Below are 21,464 nucleotides of genomic sequence, written 5' to 3' on the forward strand. Positions count from 1 at the left end.
AGCCTCGTGGCGGCGCCGTTCCGCGTCCCGGCCCGGGCTGGGTTTCCGCCGCTGCCGCGGCACGCTCCCGGCGCCCGCTGCCGCCGCCCGCCGTGGCAGGATCGGCGGGCATGGAGATCGAACAGCCGGACCGCCCCGTCGCCCTGGTCACCGGCTCCACCTCCGGGATCGGCGAGGCCGTGGCCCGCCGGCTCGCGGCGGACGGGATGCGGGTCGTCGTCCACTCGCGGCGCAGCGTCGAGACCGGGGAGGCCCTGGCCGCCGAGCTCGGCGGGTGCTACCTGCGGGCGGACCTCGCGGTGGAGGAGGAGGCCCGCGGGCTCGTCGAGGCGGCGCTCGACCGGTACGGGCGGCTGGACGTGCTGGTGAACAACGCGGGCGTCAGCCGGCCGATCCCGCACGACGACCTGGCCGCGGCGACCCCGGCGGCCTGGCGGCACCTGCTGGAGGTCAACCTGATCGCGCCCTGGGTGCTGTGCACGGCGGCGGTGCCGGCGCTGCGCGAATCGCCGGGCGGCGGCAGCATCGTGAACATCACCAGCCACGCCGGGGTGCGCCCCAAGGGCTCCTCGGTGCCGTACGCGGCGAGCAAGGCGGCGCTCAACCATGTGACCCGGCTCCTCGCGGTGGCGCTCGGACCCGAGGTGCGGGTCAACGCGGTGGCGCCGGGGCTGGTGGACACGCCGATGACCAGGGACTGGGCGGCGGCCCACGAGCTGTGGCGGGAGCGCGCGCCCATGCGCAGGGCGGCCCGGCCCTCCGAGGTGGCCGACCAGGTCGCGTCGGTGGTCGCCGGCGGCTATCTCACCGGCGCGGTCATCGTGCTGGACGGCGGGCTCCATCTGACCTGAGCCGCTCGGGGGCGCCCGCCGGAGCCGGCTCCCGGAGGTAGGCCAGGCAGAGGTCGAGGGCGGACTCCAGGTGCTCCGCCGAACCGGTGGACATCAGGATGGTGACCCCGCCCTGGATCGCGGCGATCACCGCGCCGGCGGCACGGTCCGGGTCGAGGTCGCGGGTGATCGCGCCGCTCGCCCGCATCCGCTCGATGCCGGTCCTGACCTCGCGCTGCCACCGCTCCAGCAGCTGCCGGGTGACGGCCTGCGCGGCCGGCGTGCTGCGGCCGATCTCGGTGACCAGCACCCCGAGGGCGCAGTGGACGCCCTGCCGCCGGTAGCGCTCGACCACCGCGTCCCGCCACCGCTCCCAGGCCGGCCAGCTGGTCAGCTCGCCGAGGTAGGGCTGCTGGTCCTCCAGCACCCGGTCGGCCTCCCACTCCGCCACCGCCAGCAGCAACTGCTCCTTGCCGTCCGGGAAGTAGTGGAAGAGCTGGCTCTTGCCGGTGCCGCTGCGCCGGCAGACGTCGTCCAGCGTGGTGGTGTGCGCTCCGCGCTCGCGGATCTCGGCGGCCGCCGCCTCGATGATCCGCAGCCGGGTCGCGGCGCCCTTCCTGGTGAGCACGCGGCCCCCGCTGAATGTACTCATCGGTCCATTCTAGTCCCGGCTCAGCCGTCCCATCCGGCCCTCAGCTGTGGTTCAGTTGTTTCCGACGGTGAACGCGGGTTCGGAGAGAGCAGGGGATGAAGATGCCCGACACGCCCCCGCCGAGGGTCGATCTGCGCACCGACCGCGCCCACTCCGCGCGGGTCTACGACTACTTCCTCGGCGGCAAGACCAACTTCCCCGCCGACCGCGAGGCCGGCGAGCAGATCCTGCGCGAATGGCCCGGCTCGCGCGCCTCCGCGCGGGCGGCCCGGGCCGTGATGCACAGAATGGTCCGGCGGCTGGCCGAGACCCACGGCATCCGGCAGTTCCTGGACATCGGCACGGGCATCCCCACCGAGCCCAACCTCCACGAGGTCGCCCAGCGCACCGACCCGGCCTGCCGGGTGGTGTACGTGGACAACGACCCGATCGTCCTCGCCCACGCCCGCGCGCTGCTGACCAGCTCCCCGGAGGGCCGCACCGCGTACATCGACGGCGACCTTCGCGAGCCCGGACGGCTCCTGGACGCCCCGGTCCTCCACAAGACGCTGGACCTGGACCGGCCGGTGGCGCTCACCCTGATCAACATCGTCCACTTCATGTCCGACGAGAAGGTCCTGCCGATCGTCGGGGAGCTGGTGTCCGCTCTGCCCTCCGGCAGCTTCCTGGCGCTGACCGCCGGCACCGCGGACTCCGCTCCCGAGCGCGCCGAGATCGCCTCCCGCCGCTACGCGGAGGCCGGTATCGAGAACCATCTGCGCACCCGCGCCCAGGTGGAGCGCTTCTTCACCGGTCTGGAGCTCGACGACCCCGGCGTGGTCCTGATCAACCGCTGGCACCCCGAGCTCGGCAAGGGCCCGGCCCTGGCCGACCACGAGGTGATGGCCTACGCGGGCCTCGCCCGCAAGCCCTGATCCCCTGATCCCCTGATCCCCTGAGCCCCGGCCGCAGCCCTGAGCTCCGGGGTGCGGCTCCCCTAGGGGCCGGGCCGCCCGGGCCCGGGGAACGTTCCGGGGCCGGCGTACTCTGCTGAGCCGACGTCAGGAGCCGTGCGCGCTCCTAGCGTTCGCGGCATGAGTATCCGTCGCACGGCTCCGGCGGCCGCCCTCGCGGCCGTCCTCTCCGCAACCGTCCTCTCCGCCTCCGTCCTCGCCACGAGCGGAGACGCCACCGCGGCCCCGCGCCCCGCCGCGAGCGCCGTCGTGGGCGCCGCCGCGGGCACCGCCGCCACAGCGCGGGCCGCCTCCACCGAGCTCGCCCTCCCCCGGCCGACCGGCCCGTACGCGGTGGGGGAGAGCACGCTGGAGATGGTCGACGTCCACCGCCGCGACCCCTGGGTGCCCTCCGCCGGCCCGCGCCGGCTGATGGTCTCGGTGCTCTACCCGGCCCGTCCCGGCGGCGGCCCGCCCGCGCCGTACCTGACGACCGCCGAGGCCCGGCTCTTCCTGGCCGCCCAGGCGCCCGGATCGGCCTTCCCCGCCCAGGCGCTGGCCGACGCCAGGACGTACGCCCGCCTCGGGGCCCGCCCGGCGCCCGGGCGCTTCCCACTGGTGCTCCTCTCGCCCGGCTTCGAGCTGCCGCGGGCCACCCTGACCGGCCTCGCCGTGGACCTGGCCAGCCGGGGCTACGTGGTCGCCCTCGTCGGCCACACCTACGAGGACAGCGGCACCACCTTCCCGGACGGCACCACCGTCGGCTGCGCCATCTGCGACGACGCCTCCGCCGACCCGGCGGCGATCGCCCGGAGCCGGGCGCTCGACCTCTCCTTCGTCCTCGACGAGCTGACCGGTCCGCGGCCGGTCTGGCCGTACGCGCGGCTGATCGACCGCAGGCGGGTCGGCGTGGCCGGCCACTCCCTCGGCGGCGATGCGGCCATGGCCGCCATGGCCGGCGACGCCCGCTTCCGGGCCGGGATCGACCTGGACGGCGCCTTCTTCGACCAGGTGCCGGCGAGCGGCCTGGGCGGCCGCCCCTTCCTCCTCCTCGGCAACCCGGCCGACCACGGCGTGAACGGCGGCGAGCCCAGCTGGTCGACGGCCTGGCCCAGGCTGGACGGCTGGAAGCGCTGGATCACCGTCACCGGCACCGACCACGTCAGCTTCACCGACATCCCGGTACTGGCCGACGAGGCCGGCATCCCCGGCGTGGACGGCACCATCTCCTCGCCCCGCGCCGAACAGCTCACCCGCGAGTGCGTCGCCGCCTTCTTCACCCTCCACCTCAAGGCCGTCCCCCAGCCCCTCCTCGACGGCCCCACCCCCACCACCCCAGAACTCGTCTTCGACCAGCCCCCCCGATGATTCCAACACCCCTAGCCCGCACCACCCACGGCCACGGGCGGCTGGATCTCAGCACCGCGCCGCCGACCAGCATCGGCCCGCCCCCACGCGTCGAACTCCCGGAGGTGGCTCAGCGGCGGCCCCCGGCCACGCCCGCCGTCAGCAGCGGAGTCGGGGGTGGAGGCTTACCGCCGCCTCCTCGGCGGGGCGGTCGCGGTAGGTGTCCTCGACGAAGCGGAGGAAGGCGTCGACGTCGTCCGGGGAGGAGGCCAGGCCGAGGGAGACGCGTACGGCTCCTCCGGAGGGCATCCCCAGCCGTTCCAGGTAGTCGTCGAGGGTGCCCGACATCCGGCCGACCGAGCCGCGCAGCAGGCGGCGGGAGAGGCCGAACGCGCCCTCGCCGGCGCCGGGGTTGCAGAAGCAGCCGGTGCGCAGCGAGATGCCGCGGGCGGCGGAGTCGCGGCCGACCGCCCGCTCGTCCACCACCCGGCCCCCGGGGTCGGTGACGTTGAGGGCGACGGTGCCGCCCCGGCGGTCGGTGTCCTGCGGCCCGTAGACCCGGACCAGCGGGGCGCCGTCGCTGTGGCGGAGCCCCCGCAGCCCGGCGAGCAGCCGCCCGGTGAGCTCCCGGACGTGGGCGTTGACGGCGGGCAGGCCGATCGAGGCGAGGTGGTCGAGCCCGACCGCCACGTCCGGTATGGAGAGGAAGTTGAGCGTTCCGTCCTCGAAGGCGGACTCGTCCTCGGCCAGCCGGTGCCAGCCGCCCTGGGCGCTCACCACATGGATGGTGCCGCCGGAGAACCAGGGCCGGCGCAGCAGGCGGAGCGCGTCCCGACGGGCCACCAGGCAGCCCACGCCGGTCGGATAGCCGAAGACCTTGTACCAGCTGACCGCGACGAAGTCGGGCTTGACCGCGGAGAGGTCCAGCGGGTTGGTCGGCAGGTAGGCGGCGGTGTCCAGCAGTACGGCGTAGCCGTGGCGGTGGGCGAGTTCGATCCACTCCAGGGGGTGCTGGACGCCGGTGAAGTTGCTCTGCGCGGGGTAGGCCAGCAGGCCGGCCCCGCCGAGCCGGCCGCCCCCGCACGTCGCCCGCCCCGAGCGCGCCGCCCGCGTCCCCCGCTCAGCGCCTCGGCCATCGCCTCGTCGGAGATCCGCAGCTCCTCGCAGCCGAAGGGCACCGGGACGACGCGGGCGTGCCCGGCCCTGGCGAACTCCCGCAGGCCGTTGACCGAGTTGTGGTTGTCCAGCGGCAGCACCAGCCGCCCGCCCCGGCGGAACGGGAAGGCCTCGCCGACCAGTCGGCAGGCGCCGGTCGCGTTGGCGGTGAAGACCGCCGCGTACTCGGCGGGGTCGGCGCCCAGGTGTTCGAGGACCCGCACCCTGGCCGCCTCGACCAGCGTGGTGGAGGCGGCGGAGGCGGGGCTGTCGGAGTGGGGGTTGCCGTAGCAGCCGCCGCTGATCCGCTCGGCGTGCGCGGCCAGCTGGGAGCGGGCGGGGAGCCCGGAGCCGGTGTAGTCGAGGTAGACCTGCCCCTGCTCGTCCAGGTACGCGTACTCGTCGGAGCGCAGCCGGGCGAAGCGCTCCGCGCTCGCCTCCAGCCGCTGCGCGCTCGGTTCGTGGATGCTCAACTGCCTTGTCCCCCCGTACTGTTCGTCGCTTTTTCGGGCCGCTTATAGTGTCACCGGCTTCGTCCTCGCGGGGGAGTGGGGGATGCAATGGGAGCACAGGGGCTCCGGATAGCGGCCAGTGGCCTCTCGGTGCGGCTGCGGGACGGCAGGGAACTGCTCAGCGGTGTGGACGTGGACGTGCCGCCGGGCACGATGCTGGCCATCGCCGGGCCGAGCGGCGCGGGCAAGACCACCCTGCTGGAGGAGCTGGCCTCCGGGCATCCGCCCGGCACCATCGGCTTCGTCCCGCAGGACGACATCGTCCACCTCGACCTGCCGCTGGCCAGGACGCTGACCTACGCGGCCCGGCTGCGGCTGCCCGCCGGCAGCTCGGCCGGCGAGGTGGCGGCGGCGGTCGACCGGGTGCTGACCACCCTCGGCCTGGCGGCCCGGGCCGGGCAGCGGGTGGGCTGGCTCTCCGGAGGCGAGCGGAAGCGCGCCAGCATCGCCGTCGAGCTGCTGACCCGGCCCCGGGCGCTCTTCCTGGACGAGCCGACCTCCGGTCTCGACCCCGCCTCCGGCGCCCGGCTGCTGTCCGTGCTCAGGAGGCTGGCCGCCTCGGGCACCACGGTCGCGCTCACCACCCACAACCCGGCCGACCTCGCCCACGCGGACGAGGTGCTCTTCCTGGCCGACGGCCGGCCGGTCTACCGCGGCCCCTCCGACGAGCTGGCCGAGGCCTTCGGCGTGCCGGGCATCGAGGAGGTCTACGGGATCGACCACTCGGCCTCGCCGTCCGTCCCGGCGCCCGCCGCCTCCGCGTCCTCCGTCCTGCCCGCCGCCACCCCCGTCATCCCCGGCGCCCCCGACACCCCAGCCTTGCCCGGCACCACCAGCACCACCAGCACCACCAGCACCACCGCCACCACCGCCACCCCCGCCGGCCCCGACACCCCCGCCGCCGGTCCCCCCGGGCGCCCGCCCGGCGCGTTCCGGCAGTGGTGGCTGCTCACCCGGCGGGCCGCCGCGATCCTCACCCGCAACCGGCTCTCCGCCGCGGTCGTCGTCGGCTCGCCGATCATGATCGCCGCGATGTTCGCGATGCTCTTCCGCCCGCACGCCTTCTCGCCGGGCTCGGACAACCCCGGCACCACGGCGATGATCATGTTCTGGATCGCCTTCGGCGCCTTCTTCTTCGGGCTGACCTACGGGCTGCTGCAGATCTGCACCGAGCTGCCGATCGTCCGTCGCGAGCGCAGAACGGTGCTGCGCCTCGGCCCCTACCTGGCCTCGAAGATCACCCTGCTGCTGCCGATCCTGGCCGCCGCCGACGCCCTCCTCCTCCTCGTGCTGCGGGCCACCGACCGGCTGCCCGGCGCCTCCAGCGGCGTCTACGGCTCCCTCTTCGTCAGCACCCTGCTGGCCTCGGCCGGCGCCCTCACCCTCGGGCTGCTCTCCTCGGCCGCGGTCTCCGACCCCGGCCAGGCCACCCTGATGCTGCCGCTGCTCTGCTTCCCGCAGGTGCTCTTCTCCGGCGCCTTCGTACCGGTGCCGCAGATGGGCGCGGTCGGCTCGGGAGTGAGCTGGGCGATGACCAACCGCTGGGCGTACGAGTCGCTGGGGCGCGGGATCGGTCTGGACGCGCTGTGGGCGCACGGCTCCTCCCCGCTCGGCCCGCCGCTGCTCGCCTCCTACGGCCGCACCTTCACCGGTTCGGCCGCCGTGGGCTGGGCCTGGCTGGGCGGCTACGCCCTCCTCTTCCTCGCCGCCACCTGGCTGGTGCTGGCCCGCAAGTGCGGCCGCGCGGTCAGGAGGTGAGCCGGGCGTAGGCGACCACGTTGCCCAGATAGCGGCGGGCGGCGGAGTCGTAGCCGTCGCCGCAGGTGATCAGGGTCAGCTCGGGAGGGCCCTGGACGGAGTAGATCCGGCCGGCGGGCAGCGCGCTGTCCGGGTACGCGGACACCTGGGTGACCGTGAAGCCGGCCGTGCTGCCGTCCCTGCGGTCGATCAGGATCCGGTCCCCGGGCCGCAGCTGCCCCAGGTGGTAGAGGACCGCCCGGCCGGTCGGGGTGTCCACATGGCCGACCAGGACGGCGGTCCCGGAGGTGCCGGGCACGGGGGAGTACCGGTACCAGCCGATCCGGTCCGCCTCCCGGTACGCGGGTACGGCCAGCTGCCCGTCGGAGGCCAGGCCGAGGACGGTGGTGGGCGCGTCCACGCCGATGGCCGGAATCCGGACCCGCTCGGGCGCCGAGGCGGGCAGCGGTCCCCGCCCGTCGACGGACTGCGGCCGCCCCGCCGAGGCGGGCGGCTGGGGGGCGATCTGCAGCCCCCCGTGCCCGGCCATCCAGATCAGCACCGCCCCGGCCGCCGCGACGAGCAGCGCCGTCCGCCGGTCCCGCCGCCCCTTCTCCGGGCCCCCGCTCCCGCTCACCGGTCCGTCAGCGCCCGCGGCCAGGGCCGCCGGAGCGCGGCCGCTTGCGCCACCACGAGCCCAGGCCGCCCACCAGCAGCACCACCCCGAACAGCGCGTACGCCGGGCTGAAGCCGCGGGTGACGCTGCCGCCCGCGCCGGTGCCGATGTGCCCGGTGGACGGCGGCGCGCCCATCACGGTCAGGCTGCCGGTCTCGGTGCCGCCGGCGCTGCAGGTCGCGGTGACCGTGTAAGTGCCGGGCTGGGCGTCGGACTTGACGGTGGTGTTGCCGGTCAGCACGTCCCCGCCGCCGGCCGCGGGGGAGAGCGGGGCGTCCGCGCTGAAGGCGTTGGAGGAGCCGATCCCGCCGGTGCTCTGGCAGCCGGTCACGGTGAGGGTGACGTACTCCCCGGTGGTGGCCGGGTCGGGTTTGACGCTGACCCCGGCCGCGTGCGAGGCCGAGGGGCTGGGGCTGCCGCTCGGCGACCCGCCGGCGGACCCGCTGGGGCTCGGCGACCCCGAGCCGCCGGAGGCCGAGGCCGACGCCGAGGCCGACCCCGGGGACCCAGACGCCGAGCCGGAGACCGAACCCGACACGGAGGCCGCGGCCGCCGCGTTCCGATTGGGCGAGGAGGTGCAGGCCGGCAGGCCCGCCAGGACCCCGGCCAGCAGCGCCGCTCCGAGCACCGCCCGGCGGCGGGAGCGGGCACGCTGACGGGCACGCTGACGGAGACGGGGACGCGGTCGCGCTTTCAGGTGCGGGTGCATGCGGAGGACCTCCCGCGGCGCCACGGCTGATGAACCCTACGAGCGTTCCAGCCGCACACACCGCCCGACAAGGGGTCCGTCGGCCGTCGTCCGCCCCCTGACGCAGCGTCAGGACCAGCCCGCGCCCGCGCGTGGCCGCCCGTGGCCGCGAACGGGACGCCGACCGCCGGGCCCGCCTGGCGGTCATCAGCGCCGGCCTGGGTGTGGACCGATCCGGGCGGATACCCTCGCTTGCCCCTCGACGGATCCTCGCTCGCCCCTCGACGGGGATTGACCCTCGACCGGCTTGAGCCTCCAGAGTGATCGGCGTGGAGAGAACGACGCATACCGAGTCCCCCGACCAGGGCCCTGACCCGGGCGCGGGCGCGGGCCCGAGCCCCGCTCCGGGCCCGGCCCCGTCCCTGCTCGGCATCGGTGAGACGGCCCGCTCCAGCGGCCTGACCGTCAGCGCCCTGCGCTTCTACGACGGCGCGGGCGTCCTGGTCCCCGCCGAGGTGGACCGGCACACCGGCTACCGCTGGTACGCGCCGGCCCAGCTGGCCGAGGCCCGGTTGCTCGCCCGGCTGCGCCGGGTCGGGATGCCGCTCGCCGACATCCGCCGCGTCCTGGCCGCCCGCGCGGCCGGGCCCGGCGAGGCCAGGGCCGAGGCGCACGCCCTGCTCGACGCCCATTTGACCCGGCTCGAGGACGGCCTGGCCGCCGCCCGGCGGGAGCTCTCCGCGGTCCGCTCCCAACTCGACCTGGAGGACACCCCCATGGCCCCGACCGACCGCCCCGGTACGGTACTCACCCTGCCCGCCGCCCGACTGGCCGCCGCCTTGGACGCGGTCCGCTTCGCCGTCGGCACCGACCCCGAGCTGCCGATGCTCTCCGCCGTCCTGATCGACCTGGACGCGGACGGCCTGCTGCGCACCGCCGCCACCGACCGCTACCGGCTCGCCGTCGGCCGCGCCGGGGGAGGCAGGATCCACGGCCCGGCCGTCTCCGCCCTGCTGCCCGCCCCCTTCGCGGACACCGTCCGAGCCCTCCTCGGGCCGACGGCGGGGGAGAAGGCCCGGGAGGAGGCCGCGGACGAGCCCCGGGAGGAGGCCGAGCTCCGGATCTCCCCGGACCGGGTGACGGTCACCGTCGGCCCGCGCTCCGCCTCCGGTCAGCCGCTCGACCTGGACTTCCCCGACTACCGGCGGCTGCTGCGGCACGAACCCCGGCACCGGGTCCCGGTGACCACCGCCGACCTGGCCGCGGCCCTCACCCCCGACCTCCCCGACCTCCCCGAGGTCTGCGTCCTGGTCCTGGACGGCACCGGCGCCCTCACCGTCGCCGGTTCCCCCGGCGACGCCCGGGTCGCCGATGCGGAGCTCGCGATCGGCGTCAACCGCGAGTACCTGCTGCAGGCCCTCGCCGCCGCCGGCCGCGAGCAGCTGACCCTCGAACTCGGCGGTCCGGTCGCCCCCCTGGCCCTCCGCGCCGCCGAGGGCGCCGCCGAGGGCACCCCCGGTGACGCCGCCGGTGACGCCGCCGAGCCGCTCTCCCTGTTGATGCCGGTCAGCCTCGACTGATCGGGTGGTCGCCGTTTCGCTCCGGGCATTCCGGGAATCCGCGCCCGCATGGTGCGAATCGGATACACGATGATGACCGAGCAGGCCGGCCCCCGGCAGCTGGTGGACGACGTAGTCCGGGCCGAGCAGGCCGGCTTCGACTTCTCCGTCGCCTCCGACCACTACTCGCCGTGGCTGGCCAGTCAGGGCCACGCGCCCTTCGTCTGGAGCGTCCTCGGCGCGGCCGCGCAGGCGACCTCCCGCATTCCCCTGATGACGTACGTGACCTGCCCCATCCGCCGCTACCACCCGGCGGTGGTGGCCCAGCAGGCGGCGACCGTCCAGCTGCTCTCCGAGGGGCGCTTCCGGCTCGGCCTGGGGGCCGGGGAGAACCTCAACGAGCATGTGGTGGGCGGCGGTTGGCCCCCGGTCGACGTCCGCCACGAGATGCTGGACGAGGCCGTGCAGATCATCCGCGAGCTCTTCGCGGGCGGCTACGTGAACTTCGAGGGCAAGCACTACCAGGTGAACTCGGCCAAGCTGTGGGACCTGCCGGCCGAGCCGCCGCCGATCGGCATCGCGGTCTCCGGCGAGCAGTCCTGCCGGCTCGCCGGCCGGCTCGCGGACCTGCTGATCGCCGTCGAGCCGGAGCAGCGGCTGCTGGACCTCTTCGACCGGCACGGCGGCAGCGGCAAGCCCCGCGTCGGCCAGCTGCCGGTGAGCTACGACCCGGACCGGGACACCGCGATCGCCCGCGCCCACGACCAGTTCCGCTGGTTCGGCACCGGCTGGAAGGTGAACGCCGAGCTCCCGGGCCCGGCCGCGTTCGACGCCGCCACCCAGTTCGTGACCAAGGAGGACGTGGCCCAGGGCATCCCCTGCGGTGACGACGTGGACCGCTTCGTGGAGGCGGTCCGCGCCTACACCGAGGCCGGCTTCGACGAGGTCGCCCTGGTCCAGGTCGGTGGGGACGCCCAGCAGCCGTTCTTCGGCTGGGCGGAGGAGAAGCTGCTCCCCGCGCTCAGGTCGCTGTAGGTCACTGGAGCCGACACAGCGGCCCGGCCGGTCGGCCGGGCCGCTGTGCTCGGGGTCGCTGGATCCGCCGGCTCCGCTACATCCGCCCGTGGGCGGTGTCCGAGGCCCCGCCGAAGAGCCGGGCGACCAGCCGGAACGGCAGGGTGACGACGACGGCCACGGCATGGCCGATACTGCGGAGAATGTCTGCGATGGCAGTGAACACGACTGTCCTTTCGCTGTCGTCCTGCGGGTGGAGACGGGCCCGGTCAGGGCTTGAAGAGCACCTTGACCGCCCCGTCCTCCTTCTTCTGGAACATCTCGTACGCGGCCGGCGCCTCGCTCAGCGGCAGCCGGTGGGTGGCGAAGTCGTCGACCCCCAGCGGGTCCGCGTCGGTGAGCAGCGGCAGGATGTCGCCTACCCAGCGCAGCACGTTGGCCTGCCCCATCCGCAGCTGGATCTGCTTGTCGAACATCCTCAGCATCGGCATCGGGTCGGCCTGCCCGCCGTACACCCCCGACAGCGAGATGGTGCCGCCGCGCCGGACCAGTTCCACGGCCAGGTGCAGCGCCCGCATCCGGTCGGTGCCGGCCCGCTGCATCAGCGCGGCGGCGGCACTGTCCGGCAGCAGGCCGACCATCCGGTGGGCGGCGGCGCCGAACGGCGAACCGTGTGCCTCCATGCCCACCGCGTCGATGACGGCGTCCGGGCCGCGGCCGCCGGTGAGCTCCCGGACGGCGACGACCAGGTCCTGGCCGCGCTCGCGCAGGTCCAGGGTGTGCACCCCGCGCGAGCGGGCGCGCTCCAGGCGCTCCGGCACCAGGTCGATGCCGATCACCTGCTCCACGCCCAGATGCCGGGCGATCCGGGTGGCCATGTCGCCGATCGGCCCCAGGCCGAGCACCGCCAGCGATCCGCCGGGCGGCACGTCCGCGTACCGCACGGCCTGCCAGGCGGTGGGCAGCACGTCGGAGAGGAAGACATAGCGGTCGTCCGGGGGGCCCTCCGGGACGTGGATCGGCAGGCTGTCGCCGAAGGGGACCCGCAGATACTCGGCCTGCCCGCCCGGCACCTGCCCGTAGAGCTTGGTGTAGCCGAAGAGGGAGGCCCCGCTGCCGTACTCGTGCACCTGGGTGGTCTCGCACTGGGACTGCAGGCCCTGGGTGCACATCGGGCAGCTGTTGCAGGAGACGTTGAAGGGCACCACCACCCGGTCGCCCACCTTCGCCTCGGTCACCTCGGAACCGGTCTCGACGATGGTGCCCATCGGCTCGTGGCCGAGGATGTCGCCGGGGTCGAGGAAGGGCCCGAGCACCTCGTAGAGATGCAGGTCGGAGCCGCACAGGCCGGTGCTGCTGATCTCCACGACGACGTCGGTCGGCTGCTCGATTCGGGGATCGGGGACCTCCTCGACGCGGACGTCCCGCTTCCCCTGCCAGGTGAGAGCTTTCATGGCGGCACCTCGACTCCCTCTGCCGCGCGGTCGCCACCGCGCGTTCGCTACTGCACGGTCCGTATGCGAGGCGCGTGTCCCCGCCCGCGCACTCCGAAACGCCCCCGCATGCGCGGCGGCGAATCGGCTAGACGCCCTGAACGGGACCTTCGGTGCAGCGCCGGGGCCGAGGAGAGACGGGAAAGGGGTCCGCGATGGTGATGATCGAGAAGTCCGTGGAGCTGGACGCGCCACTGGGGCCGGTCCATGACCAGCTGACCCGCTTCCGGCGGCTCCCGGATTTCGCGCCCGACCTCCTGTCGGTGGAGAGCCGGGGGGAGGACGGCGTCCGCGCGGTCATCCGCACGCCGGACGGCGGGAAGCGGTCCCTGGACCTCGAATTCGACGACCGCAGCCCGGGGGAGCGGCTCGCCTGGCACTGCCGGCAGTCGCCCCGGCACACCGGTGAACTCCTCTTCCAGCGGCTCGACGGCGACCGCACCGCGATCCGGCTGCGGCTGGACGTGGACCTGCTGGGCGACGGTGCCGTCGACCCTGCCGCCGAGTCCTCGGCCGAAGGCACCAGGTCGCTGATCGACTCCAGGGCCGGCGAGGCACTGGACCGGATCGGCAGGGCGATCAGGACCGGCGGCTCCCCTCCGGAGCGGGACGAGGACGAGGCGCTGGCGAGCGCCGACCCGCTGCCCCCGCCGCCGCTCGGCCCCAGCGAGGCCGCCGCCCCCTCGGCCGGCGCCCCTCGCCCGGAGCGGGGCGTGCCGAGCCGCTCCCGCGGCCCCGGCGCCCAGGCCACCCCGGAACTCGACCACGACGGCGCCGGCCCCGGGACCGACCCCCGCAGGGGCCGTACCGCGCTGGTCACGGGGGCCTCGCGGGGACTGGGGCTGCTGATCGCCCGCGAACTCGGCCGCCGCGGCCACCGGCTGCTGATCTGCGCCCGGGACGCCGACGAACTCGCCAGGGCCAGCGAGCAGTTGGGCGCCGAGGGCATCCAGGTCCGGGCGCTGGCCTGCGACCTCACCGACGCCGACACGGCCGGCCGCCTGGTCGAGGCGGCCCAGGAGTACTTCGGCGGGCTGGACGTCCTGGTCAACAACGCCGGCGAGATCGAGGTCGGCCCGCTGGACGCGCTCAGCGAGGACTCCTTCCGGGAGGCCATGGAGCTGATGTTCCACGCCCCGCTGCGGCTGATCCTGGCGGCACTGCCGCTGCTGCGGGAGAGCGAGCGGGGGGCCATCGCCGACATCACGTCGCTCGGCGGCCGGATCGCGCCGCCGCACCTCCTCCCGTACGCCTGCGCCAAGTTCGCGGCGACCGGCCTCTCCGAGGGCCTGCGGGCCGAGCTCGCCTCCTCCGGGGTGCGGGTGACCACCGTGCTGCCGGGGCTGATGCGCACCGGCTCGCATCTGGCGGCCCGCTTCGCGGGCCAGGCGCCCCGGGAGTACGCCTGGTTCGCGGCGGCGGCCGGGCTCCCGGTGCTCTCGATGGACGCCGAGCGGGCGGCCGCGGCGATCGTCCGCGCCATCGAGCGCGGCCGCACCGAACTGGTCCTCACCCCCGCGGCGAAGGTGGCGGTACGCCTCCACGGCGTGGCGCCGGCCACCACCGTGCGCCTCCTCGGCCTGGTCGCCCGCGCGCTGCCGGACGCCCCCGAGGACGGCGGCCGGGCGGCCGCCGGGGGCGCGGCCGAGTCGGTCAGCGGCGCGGTCGCCGCCCGCCGCCTGGGCTCCGCCCTGCTCCGCCGGATCACCGCGTCCGCCGACCGGGCGGCCCGCCGCAACAACCAGCCGGTGGCGCCGAGGGACGGCCGGAGCGGCGCCCGCGCGTAAAATCGGACGCCGGTCAGGGTCCGTGCGGACGCGGGGTGCGGGAGGTCGGCGGTGCGGGAGTTCCAGCGGGCCGCGGTGCGGCTGCACATCCTCCACCACGCCGCCGAGGAGGAGATCCACGGCGCCTGGATGGCCGGTGAACTGGCCGGCCACGGCTACCGGATCAGCCCGGGCACCCTCTACCCGACCCTCCACCGGCTGGAGGCGGACGGCCTGCTGGTCTCCGAGCAGCGGGTCGTCGAAGGCCGGGCGCGCCGGGTCTACCGCGCCACCGAGGCCGGCCGCCGGGCGCTCACCGAGGACCGGCGCGCCCTGGCGGAACTCGCCCGCGAACTGCTGCCGCCCGCCGACCGTCCCGGCGGCTGACGGCCCGTCAACTCCGGTTCGCCACCGCCCGCCGGATCCCGTACGCCGCCACCCCGGCGGCCAGCACAGCCGCCCCCGCGGCGATGGAGCCGGCCGGCAGCGAGAACGCCAGCAGCACGCAGCCGGCCAGGCCCAGCGCGGGGACCAGCCGCGGCGGCCGGCCCTCGGCCGGCGAGAGGGTCCAGGCCGAGGCGTTGGCGACGGCGTAGTAGGCGAGGACGCCGAACGAGGAGAAGCCGATCGCCCCGCGCAGGTCCGCGAAGCCCGCGAGCACCGCGACCACCGCGCCGACCGCCAGTTCGGCGCGGTGCGGCACCCGGAAGCGGGGGTGGACGGCGGCCAGCGCGTGCGGCAGATGCCGGTCCCTGGCCATCGCCAGGGTGGTCCGGGAGACGCCCAGGATCAGCGCCAGCAGTGAACCGGCCGCCGCCACCGCCGCGCCGGCCCGCACCACCGGCGCCAGACCTGGCACCCCGGCCGCCCGTACCGCCTGGGCCAGCGGGTCGGCGGCGTGGCCGAGGCCCGCCGCCCCCAGCACCGACAGCGCCGCCACGGCCACCGCCGCGTACACCACCAGCGTGATCGCCAGCGCGATCGGGACCGCCCGCGGGATGGTCCTGGCCGGGTCCCGGACCTCCTCGCCGAGGGTGGCGATCCGCGCGTATCCGGCGAAGGCGAAGAAGAGCAGCCCGGCCGCCTGGAGGACGCCGCCGAGGCCGGCGCCCGGGCCGGCCCCGAGCCGCCCGGTGTCCGCCGCTCCGGAGCCCAGGCAGGCGGCGACGACCGCCGCCAGCACGGCCAGCACCACGGCGACGATCGTCCGGCTCAGCCAGGCGGCCTTCTGGACCCCCGCGTAGTTCACCGCGGTGAGCGCCACCACCGCCCCGACCGCGACCGCGTGCGCCTGCCCCGGCCAGGCGTAGGCGCCGACGGTCAGCGCCATCGCCGCGCAGGAGGCGGTCTTGCCGACCACGAAGCCCCAGCCGGCCAGATAGCCCCAGAAGTCCCCGAGGCGCTCCCGCCCGTAGACGTAGGTGCCGCCGGACTGCGGGTAGCGGGCGGCCAGCCGGGCCGAGGAGGTCGCGTTGCAGTAGGCCACCACGGCCGCCACCCCGAGGCCGAGCAGCAGCCCGGAGCCGGCCGCCGCGGCGGCGGGGGCGAGCGCGGCGAAGATCCCGGCGCCGATCATCGACCCCAGCCCGATCACCACCGCGTCGAACACCCCGAGCCGCCGCCGCAGCCCGGGCTCCGCCGCGGTCGTCGCCGCCTGGCCCATCGCATCCACCCCACAGCGATTACGGTTGCCGATATCGGCCTACGATATCGTGCCGCAGGCCCTTCCCGTGGCCTGCGCCGAGCCGACCGGTCCCGCGGGGGAGAATCACCGCATGGCATCCGAACCGCGGGCCCCGCGGACCTTCGACGAGCTCCAGGCGGAGCTCCACCGGCGGGGCGACAAGCTGACCCGCTCCCAGCGGCTGCTGGCCGACCGGGTGCTGGCCGACCCGGAGGGCGTCGCCTTCATGACGGTCAGCGAGCTGGCCGCGGCGGTGGGCGTCAACGAGGCCACGGTGGTCCGCTTCGCCACCAGCCTCGGCCTGGACGGCTACCCGGGGCTGACCCGGCTGTGCCGCGAGCGGCTTCGCGAGCAGGCCCAGCTGCTGCGCCGCTACCAGAGCCTGGAGCAGCTCGGCTCGGACGGCGGCGACCTGCTGGAGCGTACGGTCGCGCTGGACCACGCCAACATCGCCCGCACCTTCGCCCGGATCGACCCCTCCGCCTGGGAGGCCGCGACCCGGGCGCTGGCCGAGGCGCCCCGGGTGCATGTGATGGGCCTGCGCAAGTGCCAGGCGCCGGCCCAGTTGCTGGTCTACCTCCTGCGCCTGCTCCGCGAGGACGTCGAGTCGGTCACCGGCGCCGCCGGTTCGCTCACCGACGAGCTGCGGCGGGTGCGCGAAGGCGACTGCTTCGTCTCCCTCGCCATCCACCGCTACAGCTCCGACACGGTACGAGCGGCGTCCTGGGCGCATCGGCACGGCGCCCGCTGCCTGGCCCTGACCGACAACCCCGCCTCCCCGCTTGCGGCCTCCGCCGACCACGTCTTCTACGTGGACTCCGCGGGCCCGTCGGTCCTCCGCTCCCTCACCGCCTTCACCTCCCTGGTCCAGGCCCTGGCCGCCGAGGCGGCCCGCCTCCGGGGCCACCAGGCCCGCTCCACCCTCCTCCAGGAGGAAGACCTCCTCCACGCCTTCGGCGTCTACACCGACCAGCCCGACGGCCCCTGACCATTCCCCGGGGGCCGCGTGACCAGCCCCGCCCGCCCACGGCGCCGCAGTGCGGGTTCGGCGGCGGGGAAAGAAGGACTAACCCCGCGTCAAGCCCGCCAAGGCGTCGCGCAGATGCCCCAGCGACGCGGCGACCCACGGCAGCTCCGCGGGCGCGTCCGCGCGCAGCGCCGCCCACCGCTCGGCCTCCGTCTCCCCGTACAGCAGGCTCGTCGCCACCCGCGCCCGCAACCCCGCCGCCGCGTCCCCGAACGCGGCCCCCGCGAGTACCCCGACCCCGTACCGCTCCAGCAGCGCGGCAGCCAGCTCCGCCCCGCTCCGCACCCCCCGGGCGGCCAGCCGCTCCCGTACCGGCTCGAAGTCCGGGTACAGATAGAACCCCGCCTCCGGCGCCCGGCACACCGCCCCGGCCGCTGCGAACTCCGCGTGGACGGCCCTCGCCACAGCGCCGTGCAACCGCCGCGCCGCCGCGATATGCGCCAGCACCTCCGGCGGATCCTCCAGCACCCGCGCCGCCACCGCCTGCATCGGCGCCGCCAGACTGGACCAGATCTCGCTGGCCACCCCCACCAGCTCGCCGCGCAGCCGCTCGCCCCAGGCCCCTTCGGGCAGTCGCGCGAACCCGATCCGCCAGCCCCCCAGTGCCATCGACTTGCTCAGCCCCGAGGTGACGACGGTCCGTTCCGGCAGATGGTCGACCGCCCTCGGCAGCGCCCTTGCCGCGTCGGCGTCGTGCACCAGTTCCGCGTAGATCTCGTCCGCGACGACGGCCAGCCCGTGCCGCTCGGCGATCCCGCAGACCGCCCGCACGTCCTCGGCCCGCGCCACCGTCCCGGTCGGGTTGTCCGGCACGGTGAGCACCAGCACCCCCGGCTCCGCCCCTTCCGCGCGGGCCCGCTCCAGCGCGCCCTCCAGCCGCTCCGGGTCCGGCACCCCGCCCGCCCCGGCCGGGATCGGGACGCCGATCGTCCGCTTCCCGGCCAGCGCGCTCTGCGCGGCATAGCTGACCCAGGAGGGACGGGGCAGCACGACGTCCCCCGGCAGTGCCAGGACCAGTGCGAAGAGCAGCGCCTTGCTGCCGGGCGCGAAGAGCACCTGCTCCGGGCCGGTCGGCAGGCCCCGGCGGGTGAACCAGCCGGCCGCCGCCTCCCGCGCCTCGGCCGAGCCGGCCACCGGTCCGTACCCGTTGCGCCGGACCGCGTCCGCGAGCACCGCCGCCACCCCGGCCGGTACCGGGAGTCCCGCCTCGCCGAAGCCCAGGTGCAGCACCTTCTCGCCGGCGGCCCGCCGGGCCCGAAGGGTCTCGTCTATCGCCAAGGTCGCCGAATGCATGGTCACGGCGCCCACTCTCCTCGTCCGTCGCTGCAATCATCGATGCCGCGCCGAGCATACGTGCAAAAATATTTGCATTCAACGCCCGTCCGGGCATGCCACGCTGTGAACGAGGTCGAAGGACCGTTCGAGGCGGCCGTCCGCACCGGCGCCCACGTGGTCGGCGGCTTCGCCGAGCGGCACCCGCGGCTGACCGGCGTGCTGACCAACACCGCCGCCCTCTTCGCCCCGGACGGCACCGTCCACCTCCGCCGCAAGACCCACCTGCCGCGGATCGAGCGGCAGTACTTCCGGCCCGGCGACGGCCTCTCCCCGGTGGACACCGAGCTCGGCCGGATCGGGATGCTGGTCTGCGCGGACAACTCCTTCCCGGAGCCCGCGCGGGTGCCGGCGCCGGCCGGCGCGGAGGACTCCCTCGGCACGGAACCCGGCACGGCCCTCGCCGAGCTGCGCGCCGAGACGCTGCTCACCGCCCGGCTCTACCAGCCCCGCTACCAGGACCGCCGCCCGGAGCTCTACGGCTCCCTGGTGGAGCCCGGGTTCCCTCCCGGACGCCCTACTGAGACGACGGCCCGGCCTGCGCGGCCTCGGCGGCGTCCAGCTCCTCGAAGTAGGCGTCGACGACGGCGTCGGTGCGGGCCCGGTCGGGCAGTGGCTCGCCCAGCATCCGCTCGGCCAGCGCGGTGGCCGTGAGGGCGATGTCGGCCCGCAGCTCCGCGGCGACGGCCAGCCGGTCCAGCTCCATCCGCTCGGCGGCCTCGGCCTTCATCCGCTCCCGTTCGGCCTGGCCCTCCGCGCGCAGCCGCGCGAGGAGCTCGGCGCCCTGCTGCTCGGCGGCGTGCCGGATCCGGGCGCCCTCGTGCCTGGCCTCGCTCAGCTGCGCCCGGTACTCGGCGAGGGTCTCCTCGGCCTGGGCGCGGGCCGTCTCCGCGCGGGCCAGGCCGCCGCCGATGGCGTCCTCGCGCGCGGCCAGCGTGCGCTGGATGCGCGGCAGCAGCACCCGGCCCAGCAGCCCGAAGACGACCCCGAAGACCAGCAGGGCGAGCAGGAACTCGTAGCGGTCGGGAATCAGTGGTCCCATGCGCCGAACCCCCCAGCGGAAGACGTCAGTCGAGCCTAGGGAGCCGGACCGGGCGGGACAAGGGGGCCGCCCCGTGGAGGCCTCTGCCGCCCGGCGGGGGGAGTGGGCCCCGGCATCGATTGAAAAGCCATGATCCCTGTGCTCTCCTCAGGCGTCTCCGCGGGTCCTGACGCGACCCGTCCCGGCACTGGAGGAGGAGCATGAAGGACAGCCCGGCACCCGACGTCCTCGCCCCCGCGAAGCTCGGGCCGGTGACCCTGCGCAACCGGGTGATCAAGGCCGCCACCTTCGAGGGAGCCACCCCTGAGGCGCTGGTCAGCGACCGGCTGATCGAGTACCACCGCCGTCCGGCCGCCGGCGGTGTCGGCATGACCACCGTGGCGTACTGCGCGGTCGCACCCGAGGGCCGCACCGAGCGCCGGCAGATCTGGATGCGCCCCGAGGCACTGCCCGGCCTGCGCCGGCTGACCGAGGCCGTCCACGCCGAGGGTGCCGCGGTCTCGGCCCAGTTGGGACACGCGGGACCGGTCGCGGACGCCAGGTCCAACGGCCTGCCGTCGCTCGCGCCCGGCCGGATGTTCAACCCGCTCGCGATGCGGATGGGCCGCGCCGCCACCGAGGACGACATCGCCCGGATCATCGGTGCCCACGGCGAGGCCGCCCGGCTGGCCGCCGAGGCCGGCTTCGACGCGGTGGAGGTCCACCTCGGCCACAACTACTTCGCCAGCTCCTTCCTCAGCCCCCGGCTCAACCGCCGCCGGGACGGCTACGGCGGCAGCCTGGAGAACCGGGCCAAGGTCGCCCTCGGCGTCCTGCGCGAGGTGCGGGCGGCGGTCGGCGACCGGATCGCCGTCACCGCCAAACTGAACATGGACGACGGCGTCCCCGGCGGCCTCTGGCTGGACGAGAGCCTCCAGGTGGCCCAGTGGATCGAGCGGGACGGCACACTGGACGCGCTGGAGCTGACCGCCGGCAGTTCCCTCCTCAACCCGATGTACCTGTTCCGCGGGGACGCCCCGGTCCCGGAGTTCGCCGCGACCTTCCCGCAGCCGCAGCGGCTCGGCGTGCGGCTGCTCGGCAAGCGGTTCCTGGTCGCCTACCCGTACCGGCCGGCCTTCCTGCTGGACTCGGCCCGGCAGTTCCGGGCGGCGCTGCGCGACCTGCCGCTGATCCTCCTCGGCGGGATCACCGACCGGGAGGGGATGGACCTGGCGATGGCCGAGGGCTTCTCCTTCGTCGCGATGGGCCGGGCACTGCTCCGCGAGCCGGACCTGATCCGCCGCATCGAGCGGGACAGTGCCGCCAGGTCGCTCTGCATCCACTGCAACCGCTGCATGCCCACCATCTACTCCGGCACCCGCTGCGTCCTGGTGGAGCCCGCGCTCCCGCGTCCCGCCGCCAGGCCGGGCCCCGCTTAGGATCCCACCATGAGCACCAGCGGAAACGCCCGCGCGGGCCGCCGCGCGGGCGCCAGCACCACGCGGGAGGACATCCTCGCCGCCGCCCGCGGACTCTTCGCCGAGCGCGGCTACGACAAGACCACCATCCGCGCGATCGCGGGCCGGGCCGGCGTCAACCCGGCCCTGGTGCACCACTACTTCGGCAGCAAGGAGCAGGTCTTCGCGGCGGTCCTGGAGTTCCCCGCCGACCCCGCCGCGCTGCGCGCCCGCCTGCTGGACGGCCCGCGTGAGGAGTTCGGCCGCCGGGTCCTGACCGAGCTGCTGACGGTGTGGACCGACCCGAGCGGCCGGGAGTCGGGGCTGGCGCTGGTCCGGGCCGCGATGACCAACCCGGTCGCCGCCGCGATGCTCCGCCAGTTCGTGGAGCGGGTGCTGCTCGACCAGGTCGCCGAGGCGCTGGGCGCGGACCGGCTGCGGGTGTCGGCAGCGGTGGCCCAGGCGCTGGGCCTGATGGTGCTGCGGTACGGCGTCGGGGTCGAGCCGCTGGCCTCGGCGGAGATCCCGGAGCTGGTCGAACTGATCGCCCCGGTGGTCCAGGCGTACGTGGACGGGTGAAGC

21 protein-coding genes and 1 pseudogene are annotated in these 21,464 nt (G+C 75.4%); 13 read left to right on the plus strand and 9 right to left on the minus strand.

Going from position 1 to position 21,464, the window contains the following annotated elements:
* Positions 1-110: 110 nt before the first annotated feature.
* Complete coding sequence (locus BS73_RS22390) at positions 111-851, plus strand: SDR family NAD(P)-dependent oxidoreductase (RefSeq protein WP_037575197.1); 741 nt, start codon at positions 111-113, stop codon at positions 849-851.
* Here the strand turns inward: BS73_RS22390 and BS73_RS22395 are convergent.
* On the minus strand, positions 817-1,482 hold the full coding sequence (locus BS73_RS22395; RefSeq protein ID WP_051940280.1) for a TetR/AcrR family transcriptional regulator: 666 nt from the start codon (positions 1,480-1,482) through the stop codon (positions 817-819). The genes BS73_RS22390 and BS73_RS22395 overlap by 35 nt on opposite strands.
* A gap of 101 nt (positions 1,483-1,583) precedes the next feature.
* On the opposite strand from BS73_RS22395, the gene BS73_RS22400 reads away from it, so the two are divergent.
* Together BS73_RS22400 and BS73_RS22405 are read left to right on the plus strand one after the other, a co-directional pair.
* Entirely contained in the window at positions 1,584-2,396 is an 813-nt protein-coding gene (locus BS73_RS22400) for an SAM-dependent methyltransferase (RefSeq protein WP_037580654.1), read from the plus strand.
* A 159-nt stretch (positions 2,397-2,555) separates the two neighbouring features.
* Positions 2,556-3,782 carry an alpha/beta hydrolase family protein gene (locus BS73_RS22405; protein ID WP_037575200.1) on the plus strand — a complete coding sequence of 409 codons (1,227 nt, stop codon included), beginning with the start codon at positions 2,556-2,558 and terminating at the stop codon, positions 3,780-3,782.
* Positions 3,783-3,920: 138 nt separating this feature from the next.
* On the opposite strand, the gene BS73_RS22410 is transcribed toward BS73_RS22405, so the two are convergent.
* Entirely contained in the window at positions 3,921-5,486 is a 1,566-nt protein-coding gene (locus BS73_RS22410; RefSeq protein WP_235215494.1) for an aminotransferase class V-fold PLP-dependent enzyme, read from the minus strand.
* Between BS73_RS22410 and BS73_RS22415 the strand changes: the two genes are divergently transcribed.
* The gene (locus tag BS73_RS22415) at positions 5,477-7,186 is read left to right on the plus strand and encodes an ABC transporter ATP-binding protein/permease (RefSeq protein ID WP_037575202.1); all 1,710 of its coding nucleotides are present in this window, start codon (positions 5,477-5,479) and stop codon (positions 7,184-7,186) included. The genes BS73_RS22410 and BS73_RS22415 overlap by 10 nt on opposite strands.
* On the opposite strand, the gene BS73_RS22420 is transcribed toward BS73_RS22415, so the two are convergent.
* Together BS73_RS22420 and BS73_RS34930 are read right to left on the minus strand one after the other, a co-directional pair.
* On the minus strand, positions 7,176-7,802 hold the full coding sequence (locus tag BS73_RS22420) for a class F sortase (protein WP_037575205.1): 627 nt from the start codon (positions 7,800-7,802) through the stop codon (positions 7,176-7,178). The two genes, BS73_RS22415 and BS73_RS22420, sit on opposite strands and share 11 nt — an antisense overlap.
* Positions 7,803-7,809: 7 nt before the next feature.
* Positions 7,810-8,172 (minus strand): hypothetical protein, encoded by a 363-nt coding sequence (locus BS73_RS34930; RefSeq protein WP_051940284.1) that lies wholly within the window; start codon positions 8,170-8,172, stop codon positions 7,810-7,812.
* 7 nt (positions 8,173-8,179) lie between these two features.
* Here BS73_RS34930 and BS73_RS34935 point away from each other — a divergent pair, with 7 nt between their 5' ends.
* The 3 genes from BS73_RS34935 to BS73_RS22435 all read left to right on the plus strand — a co-directional run bounded on the left by BS73_RS34935 (position 8,180) and on the right by BS73_RS22435 (position 11,123).
* Positions 8,180-8,497 carry a hypothetical protein gene (locus BS73_RS34935; protein WP_152617686.1) on the plus strand — a complete coding sequence of 106 codons (318 nt, stop codon included), beginning with the start codon at positions 8,180-8,182 and terminating at the stop codon, positions 8,495-8,497.
* A gap of 361 nt (positions 8,498-8,858) precedes the next feature.
* Positions 8,859-10,109, plus strand: a complete 1,251-nt coding sequence (locus BS73_RS22430; protein ID WP_084704825.1) for a DNA polymerase III subunit beta family protein — start codon at positions 8,859-8,861, stop codon at positions 10,107-10,109.
* Between the two features lie 48 nt (positions 10,110-10,157).
* On the plus strand, positions 10,158-11,123 hold the full coding sequence (locus tag BS73_RS22435; RefSeq protein WP_037575208.1) for an LLM class F420-dependent oxidoreductase: 966 nt from the start codon (positions 10,158-10,160) through the stop codon (positions 11,121-11,123).
* 76 nt (positions 11,124-11,199) lie between these two features.
* Here BS73_RS22435 and BS73_RS40450 read toward each other — a convergent pair whose 3' ends face one another.
* Together BS73_RS40450 and BS73_RS22440 are read right to left on the minus strand one after the other, a co-directional pair.
* Entirely contained in the window at positions 11,200-11,328 is a 129-nt protein-coding gene (locus BS73_RS40450) for an LPFR motif small protein (RefSeq protein WP_265736872.1), read from the minus strand.
* Positions 11,329-11,371: 43 nt separating this feature from the next.
* Positions 11,372-12,556, minus strand: a complete 1,185-nt coding sequence (locus tag BS73_RS22440) for a zinc-dependent alcohol dehydrogenase (protein ID WP_037575211.1) — start codon at positions 12,554-12,556, stop codon at positions 11,372-11,374.
* Between the two features lie 194 nt (positions 12,557-12,750).
* On the opposite strand from BS73_RS22440, the gene BS73_RS22445 reads away from it, so the two are divergent.
* Both BS73_RS22445 and BS73_RS22450 read left to right on the plus strand, forming a co-directional pair.
* A complete protein-coding gene (locus BS73_RS22445; protein ID WP_235215495.1) occupies positions 12,751-14,382 on the plus strand; it encodes an SDR family NAD(P)-dependent oxidoreductase in 1,632 nt (543 codons plus the stop codon).
* 51 nt (positions 14,383-14,433) lie between these two features.
* Positions 14,434-14,748, plus strand: a complete 315-nt coding sequence (locus tag BS73_RS22450) for a PadR family transcriptional regulator (RefSeq protein WP_037575214.1) — start codon at positions 14,434-14,436, stop codon at positions 14,746-14,748.
* Between the two features lie 7 nt (positions 14,749-14,755).
* Here the strand turns inward: BS73_RS22450 and BS73_RS22455 are convergent, their stop codons facing one another.
* A complete protein-coding gene (locus BS73_RS22455; RefSeq protein WP_037575217.1) occupies positions 14,756-16,024 on the minus strand; it encodes an APC family permease in 1,269 nt (422 codons plus the stop codon).
* Between the two features lie 112 nt (positions 16,025-16,136).
* On the opposite strand from BS73_RS22455, the gene BS73_RS22460 reads away from it, so the two are divergent.
* On the plus strand, positions 16,137-17,033 hold the full coding sequence (locus tag BS73_RS22460) for a MurR/RpiR family transcriptional regulator (RefSeq protein ID WP_037575219.1): 897 nt from the start codon (positions 16,137-16,139) through the stop codon (positions 17,031-17,033).
* Positions 17,034-17,111: 78 nt separating this feature from the next.
* On the opposite strand, the gene BS73_RS22465 is transcribed toward BS73_RS22460, so the two are convergent.
* On the minus strand, positions 17,112-18,371 hold the full coding sequence (locus tag BS73_RS22465) for a pyridoxal phosphate-dependent aminotransferase (RefSeq protein ID WP_037580662.1): 1,260 nt from the start codon (positions 18,369-18,371) through the stop codon (positions 17,112-17,114).
* A 36-nt stretch (positions 18,372-18,407) separates the two neighbouring features.
* On the opposite strand from BS73_RS22465, the pseudogene BS73_RS41010 reads away from it, so the two are divergent.
* Positions 18,408-18,761 (plus strand): annotated as a pseudogene (locus BS73_RS41010) (carbon-nitrogen hydrolase family protein); the annotation flags it as partial.
* Between the two features lie 160 nt (positions 18,762-18,921).
* On the opposite strand, the gene BS73_RS22470 reads toward BS73_RS41010, so the two are convergent.
* A complete protein-coding gene (locus tag BS73_RS22470; protein ID WP_037575221.1) occupies positions 18,922-19,446 on the minus strand; it encodes a F0F1 ATP synthase subunit B family protein in 525 nt (174 codons plus the stop codon).
* A gap of 200 nt (positions 19,447-19,646) precedes the next feature.
* Between BS73_RS22470 and BS73_RS22475 the strand changes: the two genes are divergently transcribed.
* Together BS73_RS22475 and BS73_RS22480 are read left to right on the plus strand one after the other, a co-directional pair.
* The gene (locus BS73_RS22475; RefSeq protein ID WP_051940286.1) at positions 19,647-20,864 is read left to right on the plus strand and encodes an NADH:flavin oxidoreductase; all 1,218 of its coding nucleotides are present in this window, start codon (positions 19,647-19,649) and stop codon (positions 20,862-20,864) included.
* Positions 20,865-20,873: 9 nt separating this feature from the next.
* The gene (locus tag BS73_RS22480) at positions 20,874-21,461 is read left to right on the plus strand and encodes a TetR/AcrR family transcriptional regulator (protein ID WP_037575222.1); all 588 of its coding nucleotides are present in this window, start codon (positions 20,874-20,876) and stop codon (positions 21,459-21,461) included.
* Positions 21,462-21,464 lie beyond the last annotated feature (3 nt).

It is taken from the genome of Phaeacidiphilus oryzae TH49, from assembly GCF_000744815.1.
GTDB classification, from domain to species: domain Bacteria; phylum Actinomycetota; class Actinomycetes; order Streptomycetales; family Streptomycetaceae; genus Phaeacidiphilus; species Phaeacidiphilus oryzae.

Coding starts and splice junctions, on each gene's coding strand:
- BS73_RS22435 (WP_037575208.1), top strand. CDS start 10,158: ATGGTGCGAATCGGATACACGATGATGACCGAGCAGGCCGGCCCCCGG.
- BS73_RS22390 (WP_037575197.1), top strand. CDS start 111: ATGGAGATCGAACAGCCGGACCGCCCCGTCGCCCTGGTCACCGGCTCC.
- BS73_RS22470 (WP_037575221.1), bottom strand. CDS start 19,446: ATGGGACCACTGATTCCCGACCGCTACGAGTTCCTGCTCGCCCTGCTG.
- BS73_RS22475 (WP_051940286.1), top strand. CDS start 19,647: ATGAAGGACAGCCCGGCACCCGACGTCCTCGCCCCCGCGAAGCTCGGG.
- BS73_RS22480 (WP_037575222.1), top strand. CDS start 20,874: ATGAGCACCAGCGGAAACGCCCGCGCGGGCCGCCGCGCGGGCGCCAGC.
- BS73_RS22395 (WP_051940280.1), bottom strand. CDS start 1,482: ATGAGTACATTCAGCGGGGGCCGCGTGCTCACCAGGAAGGGCGCCGCG.
- BS73_RS22405 (WP_037575200.1), top strand. CDS start 2,556: ATGAGTATCCGTCGCACGGCTCCGGCGGCCGCCCTCGCGGCCGTCCTC.
- BS73_RS22415 (WP_037575202.1), top strand. CDS start 5,477: ATGGGAGCACAGGGGCTCCGGATAGCGGCCAGTGGCCTCTCGGTGCGG.
- BS73_RS22445 (WP_235215495.1), top strand. CDS start 12,751: ATGGTGATGATCGAGAAGTCCGTGGAGCTGGACGCGCCACTGGGGCCG.
- BS73_RS22460 (WP_037575219.1), top strand. CDS start 16,137: ATGGCATCCGAACCGCGGGCCCCGCGGACCTTCGACGAGCTCCAGGCG.
- BS73_RS22455 (WP_037575217.1), bottom strand. CDS start 16,024: ATGGGCCAGGCGGCGACGACCGCGGCGGAGCCCGGGCTGCGGCGGCGG.
- BS73_RS22400 (WP_037580654.1), top strand. CDS start 1,584: ATGCCCGACACGCCCCCGCCGAGGGTCGATCTGCGCACCGACCGCGCC.
- BS73_RS22440 (WP_037575211.1), bottom strand. CDS start 12,556: ATGAAAGCTCTCACCTGGCAGGGGAAGCGGGACGTCCGCGTCGAGGAG.